This is a genomic window from Micromonospora sp. NPDC049107, assembly GCF_040648595.1.
Classification (GTDB): Bacteria; Actinomycetota; Actinomycetes; order Mycobacteriales; family Micromonosporaceae; genus Micromonospora.
The window spans coordinates 95,409-114,797 of sequence record NZ_JBEZEC010000006.1 but is presented as its reverse complement, the minus strand read 5'-3'; the positions used below and the strand labels follow the sequence as shown (position 1 = coordinate 114,797).

General features: G+C 70.1%; 18 protein-coding genes and 1 pseudogene. 5 read left to right on the top strand and 14 right to left on the bottom strand.

What is annotated here, in order from left to right; all coding sequences use genetic code 11:
- The first annotated feature begins 86 nt into the window (after nucleotides 1–86).
- On the top strand, nucleotides 87–1,934 hold the full coding sequence (locus AB0B55_RS16380) for a glycoside hydrolase family 15 protein (protein WP_357172079.1): 1,848 nt from the start codon (nucleotides 87–89) through the stop codon (nucleotides 1,932–1,934).
- Nucleotides 1,935–1,966: 32 nt separating this feature from the next.
- On the opposite strand, the gene AB0B55_RS16375 is transcribed toward AB0B55_RS16380, so the two are convergent.
- Complete coding sequence (locus tag AB0B55_RS16375) at nucleotides 1,967–2,941, bottom strand: LysR substrate-binding domain-containing protein (protein ID WP_357172078.1); 975 nt, start codon at nucleotides 2,939–2,941, stop codon at nucleotides 1,967–1,969.
- Here AB0B55_RS16375 and AB0B55_RS16370 point away from each other — a divergent pair.
- From AB0B55_RS16370 to AB0B55_RS16360, 3 genes are all read left to right on the top strand, one after another.
- The gene (locus AB0B55_RS16370; protein ID WP_357121038.1) at nucleotides 2,931–3,797 is read left to right on the top strand and encodes an NAD(P)H-binding protein; all 867 of its coding nucleotides are present in this window, start codon (nucleotides 2,931–2,933) and stop codon (nucleotides 3,795–3,797) included. The genes AB0B55_RS16375 and AB0B55_RS16370 overlap by 11 nt on opposite strands.
- A gap of 163 nt (nucleotides 3,798–3,960) precedes the next feature.
- The gene (locus tag AB0B55_RS16365) at nucleotides 3,961–4,530 is read left to right on the top strand and encodes an AAA family ATPase (protein ID WP_357172077.1); all 570 of its coding nucleotides are present in this window, start codon (nucleotides 3,961–3,963) and stop codon (nucleotides 4,528–4,530) included.
- Between the two features lie 490 nt (nucleotides 4,531–5,020).
- Complete coding sequence (locus AB0B55_RS16360) at nucleotides 5,021–5,503, top strand: hypothetical protein (protein WP_357172076.1); 483 nt, start codon at nucleotides 5,021–5,023, stop codon at nucleotides 5,501–5,503.
- Between the two features lie 29 nt (nucleotides 5,504–5,532).
- On the opposite strand, the pseudogene AB0B55_RS16355 reads toward AB0B55_RS16360, so the two are convergent.
- From AB0B55_RS16355 to AB0B55_RS16295, 13 genes and pseudogenes are all read right to left on the bottom strand, one after another.
- A pseudogene (locus AB0B55_RS16355) lies at nucleotides 5,533–5,963 on the bottom strand (DUF2000 domain-containing protein).
- A gap of 89 nt (nucleotides 5,964–6,052) precedes the next feature.
- Nucleotides 6,053–6,877 carry an AraC family transcriptional regulator gene (locus tag AB0B55_RS16350; protein WP_357172075.1) on the bottom strand — a complete coding sequence of 275 codons (825 nt, stop codon included), beginning with the start codon at nucleotides 6,875–6,877 and terminating at the stop codon, nucleotides 6,053–6,055.
- A 66-nt stretch (nucleotides 6,878–6,943) separates the two neighbouring features.
- Nucleotides 6,944–7,894 (bottom strand): hypothetical protein, encoded by a 951-nt coding sequence (locus AB0B55_RS16345; protein WP_357121023.1) that lies wholly within the window; start codon nucleotides 7,892–7,894, stop codon nucleotides 6,944–6,946.
- A gap of 205 nt (nucleotides 7,895–8,099) precedes the next feature.
- Nucleotides 8,100–8,567, bottom strand: a complete 468-nt coding sequence (locus AB0B55_RS16340; RefSeq protein ID WP_357172074.1) for a DUF4913 domain-containing protein — start codon at nucleotides 8,565–8,567, stop codon at nucleotides 8,100–8,102.
- 44 nt (nucleotides 8,568–8,611) lie between these two features.
- Nucleotides 8,612–9,955: a hypothetical protein gene (locus AB0B55_RS16335; protein WP_357172073.1), complete on the bottom strand. Its 1,344-nt coding sequence runs from the start codon at nucleotides 9,953–9,955 to the stop codon at nucleotides 8,612–8,614.
- A 95-nt stretch (nucleotides 9,956–10,050) separates the two neighbouring features.
- Nucleotides 10,051–11,826: a TraM recognition domain-containing protein gene (locus AB0B55_RS16330; RefSeq protein WP_357172072.1), complete on the bottom strand. Its 1,776-nt coding sequence runs from the start codon at nucleotides 11,824–11,826 to the stop codon at nucleotides 10,051–10,053.
- Nucleotides 11,823–13,550 carry an ATP/GTP-binding protein gene (locus tag AB0B55_RS16325; protein ID WP_357172071.1) on the bottom strand — a complete coding sequence of 576 codons (1,728 nt, stop codon included), beginning with the start codon at nucleotides 13,548–13,550 and terminating at the stop codon, nucleotides 11,823–11,825. The genes AB0B55_RS16330 and AB0B55_RS16325 overlap by 4 nt, the downstream gene beginning before the upstream one ends.
- Nucleotides 13,547–15,040, bottom strand: a complete 1,494-nt coding sequence (locus AB0B55_RS16320; RefSeq protein WP_357121009.1) for an SCO6880 family protein — start codon at nucleotides 15,038–15,040, stop codon at nucleotides 13,547–13,549. The genes AB0B55_RS16325 and AB0B55_RS16320 overlap by 4 nt, the downstream gene beginning before the upstream one ends.
- Before the next feature lie 85 nt (nucleotides 15,041–15,125).
- Nucleotides 15,126–16,370, bottom strand: coding sequence for a hypothetical protein (locus AB0B55_RS16315; protein ID WP_357121006.1), 1,245 nt, complete (start codon nucleotides 16,368–16,370; stop codon nucleotides 15,126–15,128).
- 12 nt (nucleotides 16,371–16,382) lie between these two features.
- Nucleotides 16,383–17,087: a hypothetical protein gene (locus AB0B55_RS16310; protein WP_357121003.1), complete on the bottom strand. Its 705-nt coding sequence runs from the start codon at nucleotides 17,085–17,087 to the stop codon at nucleotides 16,383–16,385.
- Nucleotides 17,088–17,118: 31 nt separating this feature from the next.
- Complete coding sequence (locus AB0B55_RS16305; RefSeq protein WP_357121000.1) at nucleotides 17,119–17,439, bottom strand: hypothetical protein; 321 nt, start codon at nucleotides 17,437–17,439, stop codon at nucleotides 17,119–17,121.
- An 81-nt stretch (nucleotides 17,440–17,520) separates the two neighbouring features.
- Entirely contained in the window at nucleotides 17,521–17,832 is a 312-nt protein-coding gene (locus tag AB0B55_RS16300; RefSeq protein WP_357120997.1) for a hypothetical protein, read from the bottom strand.
- A 5-nt stretch (nucleotides 17,833–17,837) separates the two neighbouring features.
- Nucleotides 17,838–18,377 (bottom strand): DUF6668 family protein, encoded by a 540-nt coding sequence (locus AB0B55_RS16295; RefSeq protein ID WP_357172070.1) that lies wholly within the window; start codon nucleotides 18,375–18,377, stop codon nucleotides 17,838–17,840.
- Nucleotides 18,378–18,593: 216 nt separating this feature from the next.
- Here AB0B55_RS16295 and AB0B55_RS16290 point away from each other — a divergent pair, with 216 nt between their 5' ends.
- Nucleotides 18,594–19,373 (top strand): lytic transglycosylase domain-containing protein, encoded by a 780-nt coding sequence (locus AB0B55_RS16290; RefSeq protein WP_357120991.1) that lies wholly within the window; start codon nucleotides 18,594–18,596, stop codon nucleotides 19,371–19,373.
- The last annotated feature ends 16 nt before the right edge of the window (nucleotides 19,374–19,389 follow it).

Here is a 19,389-nt window from a genome sequence, read left to right as displayed (position 1 = left end):
AGGGTGGTTGACCGTCATTTCCGCGTAACTCGGCACATACCCCCCTTAGGTTCGATGCGCAGGACGCGGCCGAACCGGGGAGAGACGTGGACAGCTATCCGGCGATCGAAGATCACGGACTCATTGGTGACCTGCAGACCGCCGCGCTGGTCACCTGCGACGGCACCGTCGACTGGTTCTGCGCGCCGCGCTTCGACTCGCCGAGCATCTTCGCCGCACTGCTCGACAAGGACAAGGGCGGCTACTTCCGGATCGCGCCGGACGACGTCCGGTACGTCACCAAGCAGCTCTACCTGCCCGGCACCCCCATCCTGATCACCCGCTTCATCAGCGCCGACGGGGTGGCCGAGGTGATGGACTTCATGCCGGTCACCGGCGAGCGGGTCACCGACGCGCACCGCCTGGTCCGGATCGTCACCATGGTCCGCGGCAGCATGCGCTTCCGGGTGGAGTGCCGGCCACGGTTCGACTACGCCCGCCAGGAGCACCAGATCGAGCGCCACCACAACGGCTACGTCTTTCGCAGCCGGTCGGCGACGCTGACGTTCAACCCGGTCGACCCGGTACGGCGGCTGATCTCCGAACACGGCGACGTCCACCTCGAGGGCGGCGACCTCGTCGCGTACGGCACCCTGAACGAGGGCGACACCGGCGGCGTGGTCCTGGAGACGGGCGGCACCGAACCACGGATCTTTCCGCCGGAGGAGATCCAGGGCATGTTCGAGTGGACCCGGGACTACTGGCGTCGCTGGCTGGAACGCTCCAGCTACACCGGCCGCTGGCGGGAGATGGTCGAGCGCTCCGCCATCACGCTGAAGCTCATGACGTACGCGCCGACCGGCGCGATGATCGCCGCGCCCACCGCCGCGCTGCCCGAGCTGGTCGGCGGCAGCCGCAACTGGGACTACCGCTACACCTGGGTACGCGACACGTCGTTCTCGGTGCACGCGCTGCTCGGCCTCGGCTTCACCGAGGAGGTCAGCCGCTACATGGACTGGCTGGACGAGCGCATCCGCACGGCCAGCGAGCACCAGGACCCACTGAAGATCATGTACCGGGTGGACGGCTCCTCCGACCTGCACGAGGAGGTGCTCGACCACCTGGAGGGCTACCGCGGCTCCCGGCCGGTGCGCATCGGCAACGGCGCCGCCGACCAACTCCAGCTCGACATCCACGGCGAGGCGCTCTACGCCATGCACCTCGCCGACGAGCAGGGCATCCGCGTCTCACACCAGGTGTGGAAGAGCACCGTCCGGCTCGTCGACTGGCTCTGTCACAACTGGGACCAGCGCGACGCCGGCATCTGGGAGAGCCGGCACCACCCCCGTAACTACACGTTCGGGCGGGTGATGTCCTGGGTGGCGCTGGACCGGGCCATCCGCCTGGCCAACCGCACCGGCCGCCCCGGCGACCTGACCTGCTGGACCGAACAGCGCAACCGCATCTACAACCAGGTCATGGCCCGCGGGTACCACCCCGAACGCGGCAGTTTCGTGCAGGCGTACGACGAGAACGTGCTCGATGCCGCGCTGCTGGCCATGCCGGCGGTCGGGTTCGTCACGCCGAGCGACCCGCTGTGGCTGTCCACCCTGGACGCGATCGAACGCGAACTCGTCTCCGACAGCCTCGTCCACCGGTACGACCCGGTCCACTCCCCCGACGGACTGCCCGGCCACGAGGGCACCTTCAACATGTGCACCTTCTGGTACGTCGAGGCGCTGGCCCGGTCCGGCCGCCTCGACGACGCCCGACTCACGTTCGAGAAGATGTTCACCTTCAGCAACCACCTCGGCCTCTACGCCGAGGAGATCGCCGCGACCGGTGAGCAGATCGGCAACTACCCACAGGCCTTCAGCCACCTGTCGCTGATCAACACGGCGCTGACCCTCAACAGCCTGCTCGACGCCGAGGCCGACGCCCGTCGCCGCCGCTAGCGCCGCGTCACGGTGGTTGACCGGACGGGTGCTCAGGCGGTCTCCGCGGCGTCCGGCAGCCGGCTGGTCCGGCGGCGGGCCGAGATCGCGGTGGCCACCCGGACGAACGCGGCGACCGCGAGCGAGTGCGAGTTCTGCGACCACGCCACCGAGAAGGCGGCCTCCGGCGCGTCGTCGACGGGCCGCCAGGTGAGCTGCGGCCTGGCGTTGCGCTCGGCGAGCGAGACCGGGAGCAGGGCGAGCATCCGCCCGAGTTCGATCTGACGCAGCATCTGCACCATGTCCCCGAACGGTGGCGGTTGCTCGCCGCGTCGTACGTAGACGTGGGCGCCGGAAACAGTCCGTTGATGCCCGGTCTCGATGTCGGCCATCCGCAGCCGGGGCCGTCCGGCGAGCGGATGCCCGGCCGGTAGCGCCAGCACCTGCGGCTCACACAGCAGCGGCTCGACGTCCAGACCATCGGCATCGAACGGCTCGATGACGATCGCCACGTCGGCCTCGCCCGCACGCAGCAGGGCCGGCTGCTCGCGCCAGCCGGTGAACATGACCTCGATCGGCACGGCGGCGTGCTCCGCCTGGTACGCCGCGAGCACGTCCTCGAGCAGGCCGCCCTCGACGTCGGCCTTCACCGCGACCACCAGCTTGCCGCCGGGCACACCCGCGGCTCGCCGGGAGCGTCGGGTGGCGGCGTCGAGCGCGACGAGCGCTGCCCGCGCGTCGGCGAGAAGCACCGCGCCCACGTCGGTGAGCGCGACGCTTCGGGTGGTGCGGTCGAGCAGACGGACGCCGAGGTCCGCCTCGAGCCCGGAGATCGCGCGCGACAGGGCCGGCGCGGCGATGCCGAGCCGCTCGGCGGCCCGGCTGAAGTTGAGCTCCTCGGCGACGGCCACGAAGTAACGCAGCGGCCGGGACTCCACGGGATTCATACCCTGAGGATAATAATGCCGCCCGAACTGGTCCTTCTCGCCCGCGAGCACCCGCGCGACGATGGGAGCCATGATCGTCATCACGACTCCCACGGGCACGATCGGCGCCGCTGTCGCCGAGTCCCTGCGCGCCGCCGGCGCACCGCTGCGCCTGATCGCCCGCGACCCCTCCCGCCTGCCCGAGCCCCTTCGCGAGCACGCCGACGTGATCGTCGGCTCCCACGCCGACCCCGCCGTGCTCACGACCGCGCTGACCGACGCCACGGCGCTCTTCGTGCTCGTACCACCGAACTTCGGCGCCCCGGACGTCACCGAGCACTACCTCGGCTTCGCGCGCCCCATCGCGGAGGCGGTACGTGCGCACGCCGTACCCCGCGTCGTGGCCGTCTCCTCGCTCGGCCGCGGATTCGACGGCCCGGCCGGACTGCTCTCGGCGGCCTGGGCGATGGACGACACGCTGGAGTCCAGCGGCGCCGCCTACCGTTCGCTACAGGCGGCGTTCTTCATGGAGAACCTGCTGCACCAGGTCGACCTGATCAGCGGCCAGGGGATGTTCGTGCTCACCGCCGACCCCGACGCGCCGCTCGCGGCGGTAGCCACCGCCGACATCGCCCGCACGGCCACCGGCCTGCTCGCCGACACCACCTGGACGGGCCACCAGGACGTACCCGTGCGCGAACCCGTCGACCACACCCCGCGCGAGATGGCGCAGATCATCTCCGAGACCCTCGGCCGGCCGGTCACCTACCAGCAGGCCACCCTCGCCGACTATCGCGCCCGGTACGCGTCGTCCGGAGCGAGCCCGGCCGTCGTCGACGCCATGATCGAGATGGCCGAGGCGCAGACGGCGGGTGTCTACCCACCCGCCCGCGAGGAAGGCGTCGGCACGACGTTCCGCCACTGGTGCGAATCGGTGCTCGCCCCGGCCGTCGGCTGACCGGCACCGGCGGCCCGGTTCCCTTGCTCACGATGATTGATCGTTGGACGAGGGCTGGCGACCAAACTGCGGCAGATCCGGGTGGATACACTTTCGGGCGCTTCGAGACCGTGTCCGTTCGGAACTGGGGACGCGTCCTCCACGATCATGAAACGCGAGCGGAATGACCAGCAACGGGATCGTCCTGCTCTCGGGCCCTCCGTGCTCGGGCAAGACCACGGCCGGGGCGGTCCTGGCCGCCGGGCGGTCCTGGCCGGGTCGCGGTCGGATCCACCTGCAGGTCGACACCCTCTTCGACCTCCTGTTTCCGGGATCCGATCGAAATCGTGACGATCGCCTGCGCGCCTACGACGCCGCGCATCTCCTCGCCCGCATGTTCGTGGATCAGGGAGAGACGGTCGTCCTCGAGTGCACCTACGCTCGGCGTGACCAGCGTGCCAGTCTCCGCAAAGCGTTGGCCGGCTCCTCCGCATCGCTCTGGGTCGTCGAGTTCTTCGTGACGCCCGACGAGGCCGTGAGCCGATTCCGGGACCGTCATCAGGCCACGGATCTCGACGAAGCGCTCGTTCGCGAGCGGGCCGATGCGTTCCCGTACTTCGACGAGGCCCTCCGCCTGGAGTCATCCGCCGAGACCCCCGAGGAACACGCCCAGCGCATCATCACGTGGCTGCAACAGGGTCCTCGGCCGGTGGACCAGGAGGCGTGGACCCGGGCTGGAAGATCCTGGAACTGAGGCCGTACTTCCATCGGACCGGCACCGGTCCGGTCCGAGGTCTGCGTCCTGGGTCTGCTCGTCGGTCTGTTCGGCATCGCCCTGCTCGTGCTCGGAACGCAGGCCCACGACCTGTTCCCCGGCGGTCCCGCCCGGTGTGCGAGAGACGCCGGTGTCAACGAGGCCTGCGCGGCGTCCTTCCGCCGGCTCGACGAGGGGTACGGCTACGTCGAGAACCTCCTGGCGGCCTTCTACCTGGTCCCCGTCGTCATCGGCGCGTTCCTCGGCGCGCCGCTGCTCGCGCGTGAGCTGGAGGACGGCACCTGGCAGCTCGCCTGGACGCAGGCCGTGCCGCGGATGCGCTGGCTGGCGGCCAAACTCGTGGCGCTGGCCGGCGTCACCGTCACGCTCACCGGGATGTTCACGGCTGCTCACCTGGTTCCGTCAGCCGTTCGACGCGTGGGAAGGGCGGTTCCAGTAGGACGCCTTCGACCTGGAAGGGCTTGTTCCGGTGGCGTACGCGCTGTTCGCGTTCGGCGTCGCCACCGCCGCCGGGGCGATCCTGCGCCGCAGCCTGCCCGCGTTCGGCGTCGCGCTCGGGGCGTTCCTCGCCGCCCGGATGACGGTGGCGCTGTTGGCCCGTCCCGCGTACGCCACCCCGCTCACCACCATGACGCCGGTCCCCGTCGGCGGTTCGAAGGCGGGGCAACGGGCCGCGCCCGGGTTCGCCGACTGGGTGGTCGAGCGCGGCTACGGGGACGCCACCGGGCGCAGGCTGAGCTCGACCGAGTACCACGAGCTGGAGGACGCAGCCAACCAGGCCGGCACCAACCTCAACCAGTTCCTGCACGCGCGGGGCATCCAGCAGTTCGGGGTCTACCACCCGGCGGACCGGTTCTGGACGTTCCAGCTCATCGAGGCCGCGCTGTTCGTCGCGGTCGCGGGGGTCCTGATCGGTGTGGTGGTGTGGCGGGTACGGCGTCGCATGATCTAGTGCCTGACCCCTTCACCGGCGACCACCGGTCAGGGGTGCATGTCGGCGCCTTTCAACACCCTGTCCACCGCGTTGCGCGGACCGTAGACCGCCAGCCCGACGAGGTCGAGCTTCTCGGTGGGTACCGCCGCACGGCGGACCGGTTGTCCCGGTCGTGGGCCGTGCCGAACAACTCGGCCGTGAACACCGACATGGGCAGGTCGCGGCTCAGGGCCCGCTGGTGCGCCAACCGCAACACATCCCGGTCGCCCTGAAAGACCAGGACGGGCTGGCGGAACATGGGCAGGTACTGCGCGCCGTCCGCGTCCTCGTACGGCTCGCCGATCACCTCGGGCACCACCGTGCCCACTCCACTGACCAGGAACGCCGTGATGTTCAGGCGCTGCCAGGGAAGCACGTCGTCGCGGAGTAGCACGGCAATCTTGGTGTCGAAGCGCACGGGCGCTGGTTCAGGCTGCATGGCTCGATCATGTGGCCTGGGCATCTCAGGGGTCTTGTACGAAGTTGACGTGACTCCTCGGCACGGGCAAGGACGGCACTTCCCGGCAGCTACGTCGACGCCGCGGCGAGCCCAGCCGTGCGAGCGAAGACCCCCGGGCTGACGCCGAGGATCCGCTTGAAGTGGCGGGCCAGATGCGGCTGATCGTAGAAGCCGCTGCTCGTGGCGACCCGGTCCAGGGGGTGCCCGTCCAGAATCAGGCGTCGCGCCTCGTCGACCCGCCGGGAGGTCAGGTAGCGGTGCGGCGACATGCCGAACTCGCGGCTGAACGCCCGAACCAGGTACGAGGGGTCGAAGTGCAGCAGCCGACCGGCCTCGTACAGCGAGACCCCGTCGGCAATGTGCTGCTCGATCAGGTCGCGAAGCAGGTAGGCCGCCCTGGGATCGGCGTCCGGCATGACGATCCGCTCCCCCAGGCGGGCGCGCACACTGTCGGTGAGCAGAGTCAGCAGCGTCTCGGCCCGCAATTCGTCCCCGGGTTGCAGAAGAGCGCCGTGCAATGCCGAGATGGCGTCGCGCAGCCAGGGATCGGGGAAGCTGGAGATGCCGACCGATCGACCGGCGAGGTCGGCCGACAGGTGACTGCTCGCGTCAAGGTAGATCACCCGTTTCCGAAAACCCTCCGGACTGGCCGAGCGACCGTTGTGCGGAACGTGCGGAGGCAGGAGGGTTACCAGCTCACCGAAGGCGTAGCGCTCGTGCCGGTGCAGGTCGTAGCGCACCGCGCCCTCGTCGACGATGAGGAGCGTCCAGGTGTCGTGAGCGTGCATCGGATAGGCATGATCGGTGAAATGGGCGTGTAGCACCTCGGTGACGCCCGACAGTTTCGGCCGCCACGCCTGCACCTCCGTGGCGGGTTGCACGTCCGGTGACACGAGAGCATCCTTCCCGCCCCGGCCGGGAATCTCCACCTTGAACGTCTCATTCCGCCGGTACGGCGATCAGCTCTGTTGGTAGTTCACCGCGGCGAACCCACAGGGCTGGTGCAGGTGCAGGTAGTAGGCGCCCTCGCCGTACTCGTCCAGGTCCGCGCCGCCGACCAGGCCCAGGTAGTCCATCGGTTGACCGCACCCGGGGCAGTCCGCGTGCTCGGCGTCCTGGATCCAGTCGGGCCGCCCGCCCAGCGTCGAGCCGCCCTGGTCCCACGCGCTCGCCTGGTAGGGGGTCGACCTCGCCGGGCCCAGAACCGGCGCCAGCGCCGGCGGGTCCTCCGGTTGAGCATCACCGAGGTAGCTCGGGCGGGTGTTGCCGGTCCACCAGGTGCTGTCGCCGGCCGAGGTGACCTGGCTGTACAGGGTGGCGTAGCAGGCGCAGAACTGGCAGGTCTCGATCACCAGCCGGCCGGACCAGCCGGTGTGCGCCATCGCGTCCCGGACAGCAGGCTCCGCCGTGTCGAGGTCCGCGGCGATCCACCGTGGCGACGCACACCACGGGCAGGTGGGACCGTCCGCACGTCGCGGTGCGTCGCGCATGACCCACTGGTACGCGGTGGTCCCGCAGAGATCCCGGCGGCCGCCGTCCACGTCGACCGTCCAGCCGCCCTCGAGCGCGTAGCTCAGGACGCTGACGTGCAGCTCGTCCGCGCCGGCCGGCGGTCGCGTCGACCAGCGACGCATGGCGCTCTCGGCGAGCGGGTGCGCGGTGTGCGCGAGGATGACGAGCAGATGGTTGAGCCGGTCCGGCGTGCGCCCGCCGTCGATCCGCTCGATGATCCGGCGTACCACGTCGTCGTCCGCCGCCCGGTACACCCTCGCGGGCCACAGCACGTCGGCATCGAGCAGGGCGCCCAGGTACGGGGTCAGGCTCTGCGGGTCGGCGTCGGCGATCACGCACAGCTTCTCGATGGCGTCGTCGTCCTCGGCGGCAGCGCTCCTGATCAATTCTTCGATCACGAGGGCATGCTAGTCAGGGCGCGCCGGAGCGGGACGCGGCCCGGTGTTGATCGGATCATCCACACCTGTTGAACCTCACCCGCCGCCGACGCCTCGGTGGGAGTGCCGGATGAAGTCCAGGCCCATCCGCCCAGCCGTCGTTGCACGTCCGCCACGCCGGGCCGGCCCGCCGTTCGATCTCGGCGGGCCGGTACGGGGTGCGGCGTCAGGGTCCGAAGTTCTCGGGGCCGGCCGGTTCGACGGATGGGCGCTCCTTCGCGCGGTGTGCCCCGGGTTTGCAACCCGCGAAGGGACCCGAAGGGTTGCGGAGCGCGGTCATGGTGGGGCCGAGGTGGTCCCGGTGCCACTCGGAGGGGCCGGTGAGACTGGCCTTTGGGCCGGTCTTGTCCTGCCAGGCCAGCCACAGCCCGTGAAAGTAGGCGACGGCCTCGGTGTGCTCGTGCCAGCGCGGGCACCACGGCGCCCCGGATGTCACCTCCTCGCCGTACACCGGGATCAGGAGCTTCTCCACCCACAGCGACAGCCGTCGCATCTCCTCCAGGTAGGTTGGGCCGTTGAGGTAGAGAATGAAGAACGGCTCGCTCTTCTTCTCGGACGCAGGCGCTTCCCGCGGCGACTGTACGTCGGGAACGTCATCTCGGAGCGACTCGGACTGCCGAGTTTCGCCTGTCACGGATAGTCCTCACAATTCCTCTGCGACAACGCTGAGCGCGACCATCACGAGCCTTGGGCCGCGGCCTTCACCTTCTCCTTACCCTTGCGGCGGTGGAGGCCCGGGTTGTCTTCCCGCCCTCGATCCCGGCCCTCCGCGCTCTGCGACTCCAGGCCGGCGAAACCGTGATGCTGATTGACCCCCGTTTCCTTCTCCTGCTGCGCCCGCGCTCGCTTGTCGAACACGAGTGCCGCGAAGGCACCTCCGGCGGCGATACTGGCGGGAATAGCCGCCAATCGCATCTCGGCCCGATTGAACACGACCTGGTTCGAGTCCCCCGCACCTGGCTGGTAGGCGCGGTACATCTGAGCAGGGATGCCAGCGGTCGCCCCGTACGCGATGGCCTTCGAAAGACCACTCAACGCCCTGTCCCAGTTTGGCTTCTGACCGTTCTGGTACTTCACGAATTCAGCTTTGGCGTTCCACAGCCCGTGCACCACATCCGGAGCGCTTGTCGCGGCAACAGCGGCGACAACGCCCGCAGGGGCCACCAATGCCCTCGCCAGAGCCTCCCCCGTTAATCCCACGGCGGCCCCGAGCAGGGCGGCCTGTTCCCAGGTCGCCCAATGCCTTCGGCCGGCCGCATCGATCCGCACCACACTTGATTGATCGTGACTGCGGCGGTCTGGGGTTTCCGAAATCTGATACTGATCGGAGGGAGCCAACCCTCTGATGCTCGCATCGGAGTCGGCGTTCTGCAGGGAAGGCTGATAAGACCCGGGCTGCGAAGCCATACCCACCCCCAGGCTCGACCCACCGTCCTGCAGGGAAGGCTGATAAGACCCGGGCTCCGGAGCGGGAACCACACCGACCTTGCCATCACCAGTCGACACGATACTGACCGGCCTTCCCTCAAGGGCGGCGATGAAGCCGGCTTCCAGCCCGCGGTACTCGCTGTGGTTCCGATCGAGATCCAGGCCCGACCGTTCAGCTACCGGCGAAGTTGGCGAGTTTCCCTCTCCCATGAGCCGGTAGTTGTAGTCGATATTCGGGTAGAAGTCATTTACCGTTCGCCCGTCCGTCTGCGAGAACAGCAACTGCTCCCGAGGGACGGGGTCGATCCGGTAGGGCGTGGGCGCGGCGGCGTACTGCGCGTAACCCTGGGAACCGCTGTCCACATACTGCGAACCGCTGTCCACATACTGCGTGTCAACGCTCAGTCGGTCGTACGAGACGACGTCACCCGACCGGTAGCCAGCCAGATTCGGGTCCGATCCAGCCCCCGGCGACTGAGCGTACTGGGCATAATTGTTCGACCCGGCGGCCGTCGGCGAGTTCCGGCCACTGTAAGCGTTGGCGTAGCTGCCGTCCTGGTTGTAGTAGTCCCACTCATTGTAAAGATCCGACATCTGTTCTTCCTCCTACCATCTGTGGAACCGGATACCCGCTCTACGCGGCACACCTGGCCGGGGTTCATGAGGATCTGGGGTTTTTCCGAGGATCGTCAGTCCGACGGCGCCGCGAATGAGCTGGGGAACTGCTTACGGGTGGCCCGCTCGGTGATCGCGGCCACCTCCTGCTTCGCGGCGGCGGAGATGCGGGCGGCGTCGGGCTCCTTGTACCAGGGGCGCAGCCGGATCACCGCCGGGCGGATGCCGGTGGCCAGCAGCAGCGCGGTCCCCTTCGGCAGGGCGCGGATCCTGTCCGGGGGCAGGATGTTCTCCTGCCGGAACGAGGTGGAGCGCGAGGAACCGTCGCGGCTGCGCGAGACACTGAGCGTGCTCACGTCGTGCTGGCCCACCAGCTTGGAGACCTTCTCCACGAAGTCGGCGTCGTCCAGGCCCGCACCGAGCAGCTTGATCGTGGCGGCGCCCCACAACGCGTCCATCCCCGCATCGCCCCAGACCCGCGACCCCTGCCGGTAGCTCTGCAGCAGCGTCACCACGTTGATCCCCCGCGAGCCGAGGTGCGAGTAGAGGTCGGGCAGGTCGGAGATCCGGCAGACGTTGGCCGCCTCGTCGAGCACCGCCGTCATCGGCGGGTCCAACCGCCCGCCCATCCGCTCCGCGGCGACCACGCCGGCCCGCAGCGTGGCGTCCGCGATGCCGGCGATCACCCCGGCCGCCGAGCCGCCGCCGTCCTTGGAGAGCAGGTAGAGCGTGTCCCGACCGAGTACGTGCAGGTCCGGCAGGAACTCCGGCAGATCCGGGTCGTATGACACCCAGGCGAGGATCTCCGGGTCGAGCAGGCAGGCCACGCACTGGCGCGCGGTCTCATAGATGCCGTCCCGGGTCTCCACCGCGCCGCGCACCGTTCCCTGCAACTGCTCGGCCATCGCGCCCATCCCGGCATCGCGGAGCAGGTCGATCGGCGTACGGTCGGCCGGGTCGGCGAGCCAGCCCAACAGGTCGGAGATGGTGGCCCCGCCCCGAGCCGCGGCGAGGAACAGCGCCGTCAGCGTGTTCTGCGCGGCCGCTATCCAGAAGTCCTTCTTGGTCGTGTCGTCGTTGACCGAGGCCACGAAGTGCCCGGCCAGCCGCCGCGCACCCTCGATCGTCACGCAGACGGCGAGCATGTCCCACCACATCTCGCGGGGTGTGTGCGCGATGCCCTGCGGGTCGAAGGTCCAGACCGTGCCGATCCGCTCCCGCTCGGCCCTGGTCACCGAGTACACGTCGGACTTGTTCGAGGTGAGCAGCACCGCGCCCCGGGCCCGGAGCACCCGGGGAATGGCGATTCCGGTCGACTTACCCGCGCGCGGCGCCATCAGGTCCAGCTCCACGTCCTCATAGGAGGAGCGCAGCTCCGGCCCGTTCGGCATCAGGTCGCCCAGGAGGTTGCCCCGCTCGTCCGGCGGCAGCTCCCGCATGCCCGCCAGCGAGGGCCGCAACTCGCGGGCGCGGGCCGCGATCCCCGCGGGGGCGAGCGACGCCAGCTCGTGCGTACCGGCCAGTCCCTTGCCACGGGCCCGCAGCTCCAGGACCTTGCGGACGCCCAGCGCGGCGGACAGGGCGAGCAGCACGAACGACACCACCATGCCGCTGTAGACGGCGAACGGTGAGACCCCCGGCCAGAGCACCTCGATCCGCCCGGAGACCAGCAGGACGTACGAGTCCAGCGTCACCGGTGGCGGGTGCCAACCGTGCAGGGTCACGACAGCGCCGAGGGTGCCGCCGAACCAGGCCACCAGGAAGATCCCCGCGTTGGCGAGCACCATCACGGTGAAGGCCCAGAAGAAAAGGTCGGCGCCGTGCGGACGGCCACCGGGTGAGCGGCTCACGACGACCACCCCTCGGCGTCGGACACCAACTCGGGACGGATGGCCAGGTTGCCCAGTTCGGCCTCGGCCTCGAAGGCCACCATCCGGGCCGCCGCGCGCTCGGCGGCCTGCTCCTGCGCGTACCCGTTCTGCACCCAGCGCAGGTTCGTGTCGTGCAGCCGCCGCTCGGTCTCGGTGATCGTGACCCGGATCGGGATGCCCGGACGTCCACCGACCTTGATCAGAAAACGGCCGCGACCGGGGGGATCCTCGTTCGAGCCGGTGCTCGCCCAGCCGGGCGGGGACGACCACGACGAGACCAGCTCGATCTCCCGGCGGGACATGCCCACCACCCGACCCAGCTCCTGCATCTCGGCCATCGGCAGGCCGGCGCAGGCGACGATCCCGGCCCGCTCCACGAAGCCGCGCGCCTTCGCCCGGTCCGCGTCGGTGCCCAGCGCCTCGGCGTCCTTGAGGGTATGGGTGATCTTCGCGTCGCCGAGGCCCAGCGAGCGGTTGAGCCGGGTCAGGGCATCGATCCGGTCGACGATCCCGGAGGCGGCCCGCAGCGGACGCCACAGCTCGTCGAGGATGGTGAAGAACCAGCGGCGCGGCGCCAACCCCGCGTCGGCCAGGGCGTGCGAGGCGGCCACCGTACCCAGGCCGTCGGACCAGGCCGCGAGCATCGCCGCCGCGGTGAGCTGGGTGTCCGCCTCACCGATCCGGGAGATGTCGATGCACACGGCCGGGGCGTCCGGGTCGATACGGGTGGAGGTCTCCGAGCCGAAGGTGTCCCCCAGCGCCCCGTCGAGGATGCCCAGCAACGACCGGTGCAGCGGGTCCACCGCGTCCCGGTAGCGGGTGTCCTGCCCCCGATCGAGGGTCACCGCACGGACCCGGTCCGGCCCCTCGTCCAGCACCCGCAGCAGGTCGGGCAGGAGGGGTGCGCGGTTGCTCGGCGTACGGTCCCGCAGGTGACGCAGGCAGGCAGAGAGCACTGCCTGCTCGTGGTCGTCCAACGCCCGGCCCCGCACGATGGTCAGCAGCGCCGCCACCATGTTCAGCACCCGGCCGTGTGTCTCGGCGGCGAGCGCCTTGCCCGCCGGACCGCCGATCCGCTCGGCGGCGATGCCCATCGCCCCCGGGTCCAGCACGTTGATGCCGCCGACCCCGCGTCCGATCGGGATGACCTGGCCACCGAGCGCGCGGACCGTGTCCGCGTAGTCCGGCTTGAGGTCGCCGAGCACCAGCGGAACCACGCCGGTGGCGGCCAGCCCGACCGCCATCCGGTTGATCAGCGTGGACTTTCCCAAGCCCGGCATGCCGAGCATGAACAGCGAGGGGTTCGAGATATAGCGGGCCCGGGTGAACCAGGAGAGCGGATCGCCGCAGACCGTGGCGCCGGTGAAGAGGTGCTGTCCGATCGGTACGCCGGACATCGGCGCACCCGAGCCGGCGGAGAACGGCCACAGGCCGCACGCCTGCACGGTGGTCGCCCGCCACATCGTCGGCGAGTCGAGATAGCCGACCCGGCCTCCACCCCGGCCCGCCCAACCGCGCGTCGACTCCGGCACGGCCGGACGTTTCCTGGGCTTCTGATTCCGGGTCACCGGGGCGCCCTCGGCCAGGTCGCCGGTGACTCCGGTCAGAGCGGTCTGCCCACCCGAGTGGCCGGCCGGCCAGCCGGCGCCGAGGTCGACCGCACGCGTAACGGTCCCGGCAGGGCGCGCTCGGATGTCTGTCACATCGCCTCCTGAAGTTCGTGCGGCAGCAGGGTCTGCTCCCAGGGCAGGATCCCGACGGGGAGCGTGCAACTGAACGCGGCGGCCTGCATACGGTGGGCGGGGCGCATCGCGATCCGGCTGGAACCGGTCATGTTGCGGACCACCACCGCCGCGTCGTCGAGCTGGTCCGGGGTGTCGACGGTGATGGTGAGCATCAACGAGAACTCCACCAGCCCTGCCCCGGTCGCCTCCTCGGCGGCGGCCTGCTCGGCGGCGCGCACCTCGGCGCTGGCGCGGGCCTGCACCATGCCGCGCTTGGATGTCGCCATGAACTGCGCCGTACGTCGGTCCGACTCGACGATCCGGGCGGACGTCGCCGGATCGAGCGGTCGGTAGAGCAGGGCGACCCGCTTGCGGCGGGTTCCGTCGGAGGCGTCCAGCATCGTGCGCAGGACGCTGGCCCGCACCGTGCCCCGGGGCGCGAGCGTCAGCAGCCAGGTCCGGGAGACACCCGAGTCGTGGTGGTACGCGTCGACCGACTCCACCGCCGCGACCGGGCCCGCGTCCTCCCACTCCAGACCGGTGTGGCCGTGCTCGGCCCGTACGTTGAGCACCTCGGCGGCGCAGGCCGGGTCGTAGGCGACCCGGACCATCTCGGCGATCTGCTCGGCGCTCAACGGCTCGGCCACACCGCCGCCCGCGCTGATCAGCCCGGTCAGCAGACTCGGCACCCGGACGGCAAGGTCCGCGACCACGTCCTCGGGGTCGCGTCGTGGCCCACCCGACGCGCCGTAGGTGAGCGTGATGTAGGAGTTCATCTCGGACGAGGCTGACGGATAGTCGCCGACCACCTCCTCCATAACGGCCCGAGCGGCGGCCGGCGCGTCCGGGGCGAGGCGGGGCAGGATCTCGTTCGCCAGCCGGGTTCCCGGGTCCGGGGCGGTCTCGACGATGACCGAGGCGCCCCGCAGGGCCGGCTCGTGGGCGAGCCGGGCCAGCCATTCGCCCCAGAGCGCCACCCAGGTGTCGACCTGGTCCGGGTCGACCAGCGAGCCGCCGTCCGGCTCACACCGCAGCACGATCGTGTAGAGGTTGCGTCCCTTGTGGTGCAGCACTCCGAAGGCGCGGTCGTAGCCGTCGCGGCCCTCCAGCGCGCTCACCCGGGTGAGCAGGCCGGGCGGACGGAACCGACCACCGGGGCGCGCCGACAGCGGGCCCGAGACGTAGAGGTGCTCGCCCCGGGACTTGCGCTGTGACCAACCGATCCGCAGGGATATGAGCTGATACACATTGCGCCCGTCCTGGGTGCGGATCGCCAGGGGCGCCAGCAGGACGACGAAGGGGACGCCGACCACCATCGCCGCCCCGAGCGAAATCATCGACGCGAACAGCACCACGACCAGGCCGCCGAAGACGCCGACCGTACCGACCAGCCCGAGCGGGCCGAGTCCGGCCCGACGCGGTCGCCGCCAGTTGCCGTACGTTGGTTCGACCGCGGCTTCCACCGACATCACCGTGAATCCTTTCGTTCCGGTCTACCTGCCTTGATCAGCGGGGACGCCGCCCGGCGGTGGCCCTTGCGACGCTCGGGCGCCGTCACTGGTTGTGTCCGGCGTTGCCGTCGGCGCCGTCCACGGCGCCCGTCACGATGGCCCTGCCGTGCCGGCCGGCGCGGACCGCCGCGTCGGTGGCGGCCCCGGCGACGGTGCCCGCCGCCCGGACCGCGCTGGCCCCGCTGCTCCCGCTACTGCCCGAAGCGCCCTGGTTGCCCCGCTGGCCCTGGTTACCCCGCTGGCCCTGGTCGCCGTTGGACCCGGGGGCTCCACCGGCCCCCTGGCTACCGGAGGGGCCTCGTCCTCCGCCTCCACCCTGGGAGGATCCTGCCCCGCGCGCGCCGGACGGCCCGCTCTCGCCGCCGTAGGACATCGCGGAGCCGGCGACCTTCTTCGCTCCGGACGCGACTCCGCCCACGACGGACGAGGCGACGGCGCCGGACGGATCGCCGGTGCCGAGGGCCGCCGTGGCCGGCACAATGATCTTCAGTAGGGCGGGCATCGCGATCGCGGACAGCAGCAGCACGCCGACGCCCGCGATCCGCATATGGACGAGGCTGGTCCGATTGCCTTCGGCGATCATCGCGGAGCCGGAGAACATGATCAGACCGACGGCCGGCTTGTAGATGAGCCAGGCGATCAGCCAGCCGAGGTGTTTGCGCCACCACCCGGTGCCCCAGTTCGTCATGGAGGCGGCAGCCGCCATCGGCAGCGTGCCGAGCAGCATGGTCACCACGCCCAGGCGGATGTAGAGCATGAGAACGTGCACGATTGCCGAGAGGAGCAACAGGAAGGCGAGAAACAGCAGGAGAAAGGCCTCCATGGTGGTTCCCAGGCCGATACACGGGACACTCTTGACGAGGTTGAGCGCCGCGCTGGAATAGAGGTGGTCGGAGTAGTCGTCGGAGAGTTTCGCGGCATTGGCGGCGACGTACGTGCCGGCGCCCGCGACCAGGATGACCCGCAGGAAGCCCTGGATCGCGACCCGCCCGGCTTCACCACGCCGGTCGAGCGCCATCTTGGCCGCGGCGAAGAGCACCGATCCGATCGCCAGGTAGGTGACGACCCACTGGACCTGATCACTGATCTGGCCCGGGACGCCGGCGTTGTTCTCGCTGAAGCCGGGACCGAGGGTCGGCACCGACTCGCTCAGCTCGCCGAAGATCTTGATCGCGGCGGCCAGGATGATGTTCGCCACGATCCGCATCAGCGTCCCGATCGGGTCGCCGAGAAAGTCGAAGAAGCCCGTGCCGCCGCTGTCGAGCGCGTCTCCGGGAGCGCAGTCCATGTCGCCCAACCCTCACTTCGTCCACATGGTGAAACCGGCGTTCGCCAGGACCGTCTCCGACGGCGTGCGCACCTCGCCGACCCGGGATGGCTGGATCTTCCAGTCGCCGGCATCCCACCGCAGTTCGACGTCGGTCGAGACGTGTTGCCCAGCCGTGGTCTGGACGAGCAATCGCACCAGCGCGGCCTCCGGCGAATACGTCACGACGCGGTAGCCGACATAGCTGCCGTGCCCTCCGCCCGCGCCGGGCGTGGCGAAGCCGAGGCGTCCCGCCAGGACGTCGCGGCCGGTTCCCGCCATCACCTGGTGCTCCACGGTGGCCCGCCAACCCCGCTCGCCGAGTTGGGTCGGCACCACGTGCGCCGCCAACACCGCCCCCATCGGGGTGTGCGCGAAACACCGCAGAACCTGCCCGTCAACCTCTCTCGGGCCGTCGCTCGCGGAGGTCGGTATCCGTTTCCCGCTCTCCAGAACCTGCCAGGTCAGGTCCTCGGGGGGCAGGCTCGACGTCGGTGCCGCCGGTGTCCCGGAGCCGCACGGTGGCCTGGTCGTCTCGCCACCCGTGGCAAGCCCTACCGACTCCCCGTCCCGGCCCGTCAGGCCGATGGCCGCGGCGAGCAGGGCGGAACCCACGATGAACGCGGCCGACAGGATCCACCCCTGTTGCCGCCAGAACGGCGGATCCTCATCGGAGCGTCGTCTGCCGCTACCGAACATGATGCGTCTCTCCCGTGTCAGCCGGTCGACGTCAGAGGAAGAAGTCCGCGAGTGGACCAGCGGCGGAGACCAGGATGCAGCCGCCGAGCACCATGCCGAGCCGCGACATGTGCTCCGAGCTCTCGCCGCGCTTCATCGAGATGGCCATCATGACCCCGGTGATCAGCACCCCGGCGGTACCGGCGGCGGTACCGGCCCAGGCGATCAGACCGAGCAACTTGTCCACGAGATCCTTCAGTTGACCCGGCGCCCCGGGCTTGGGGTCGAAGACGCCCGCGACCGGCCTGGGGAGTTCCGGCACGCGGACGGAGATGGAGGCGGCGAGGACGTAGGGAAGGTCCATCAGGTTCATGGGGTGCGTCTCCTTGAGGCGTAGGCCACCGATGTGACCGCATAGGTGGGACTCAACTCGTATGAAAAGGCAGAAAACGGCTCAGAGTCCAAGGTCGCCGAACCAGGTCACCAGCGGCCCCGCGCTGGCCCCGAGCAGGCAGGCGAACATGACGATGGTGAAGCCGCGGAAGTGTTCGCTCTCCTCACCCGGGGTGCCTCGATTCAGCTGAAGCATCATCAGGATGCCGACGATCATCAGTCCCGCGACGCTGGTGGCCGTGACCGCCCAGGCGAGCAGGTTGAGCAGGGGCTCCAGCCCGCCGCTTCCCAGCGGGTCGTACTGGGGCAGCGGCGCGAGCGAGGGCATCGGTTCCCGCTGCGGCACCGGCATGCCCCGCGGTGCGACGTTCACCTGGATCACCCCTTGCGCCCGGGTAGCTCACGATCGGCACCGACGACACCGGCCAGGCCGAACAACTCTTTCGGCAGCTGTCTGGGTGGGATCCCCAGACGCCAGGCAGGCATCCACGGCACCCGGTGCACCGGGGCGATCGACCGCAGCACCCGGATCCGGCGCGCGAGCGGAAGGGGCAGCCGACCGGGCGCGTCCGCCACCAACACCAGACCGATCAGCCGCATGGCGGCCGGATGCCGGCCCTCGCGCAACGCGTTCAGCGCCCGTCCGGCGGCACCCATCCCCTCGGCGTTGGTCCGTGCCACCAGCATCACCTTCGCCGGCTCCCCGAGCGCGGCGTCCGGCCAGCGGCAGCCGAGGTCGATCCCGCCGAGCATCCGGGTGAGCGTGGTGGTCCCGGCGCCGCCGTGCGCCGCTATCCACCCGATCCCCTGCTCGGAAAGGGCCCACTGCGGGGTCACGACGTCGCCGTAGGCCCCCGCGTGACCGGCCGCTCCCAGCGGCACCCGCCGTGCCACGTCGACCGCTGATGGAACGCCCATCCGAATCACCACCCTCTTCCTGTCCGCACCGCTCTCGACGTCCGATGCCATCGGTCCGGTTGGTATTCGGGCCGCCGCCGTTGAACCAGGCGCTGCTTGGTCCCGTTGGACCGGCGACCCCGGACCGGATGACGGACGCCTCTACGGCGGACCTCAGCCCCCGGTTCAAGGCGGGTTCGACATTTTTCGTGCACGACAACCCCGAGGGAGAGGGACATGAGCGGTTCGAGCGCGAAGGACGGTGGCTCGCAGAAGAGCACGGCCGTCCTGGTCGGCGCGGCGATCGCGACAGCCACGACCTGTCTGATGGGCGGCCCGGTCGTCGTTGTCGTCGTCGCCGGGGCGGTGCTCATCATCGGCGGGCTCGGCGTCCTGCTGTTCCCACTGATCGTGCTGATCATCCTGTTCACCGGCCCCGGCGGCAGCGACAGCGGCGACGCCTGGGACCGGGCCGACGAGTCGCTGGCCGCGTTCCAGGGCGACGGCAAGGGAACGCTGGACCGGACGCAGGTGCCGGTGTCCCTGGCCGACACGATCGAGGACGCGGGTGCCATCTGCACCTCGATCGGCCCGATCGTGATCGCGGCGCAGATCGAGGTCGAATCGCGCTGGGATGGCGCCAAGGTCGGCGCGGACGGTGAGGTGGGCATCTCCCAACTGCCACCCGCCGTCTTCACCCGGTACGGCAAGGACACCGACAAGAACGACAAGACGTCCGCCCTCGACCAGAAGGACTCGATCATGGCGCAGGGCCGGTACCTCTGCGCCCTGGCCGACGAGGCGCAGAGCCTCATCGACAGCAAGCAGGCGATCGGCAGCGCGCTCGACCTGGCCCTTGTCGCGTACGACCAGGGCATGGACGCCGTGCGGGAGGCAGGTGGGATCCCCGCGACGGCCCAGGCCCAGGGTTACCTGGCAAAGGTGCGGGCCCGTTTCGGCCAGTACCAGGGCCTCGGTGGCCCACCGCCGTCCTTCCCGTCCGCCAGCCCGACCTGAGTCACCACGCGATCCG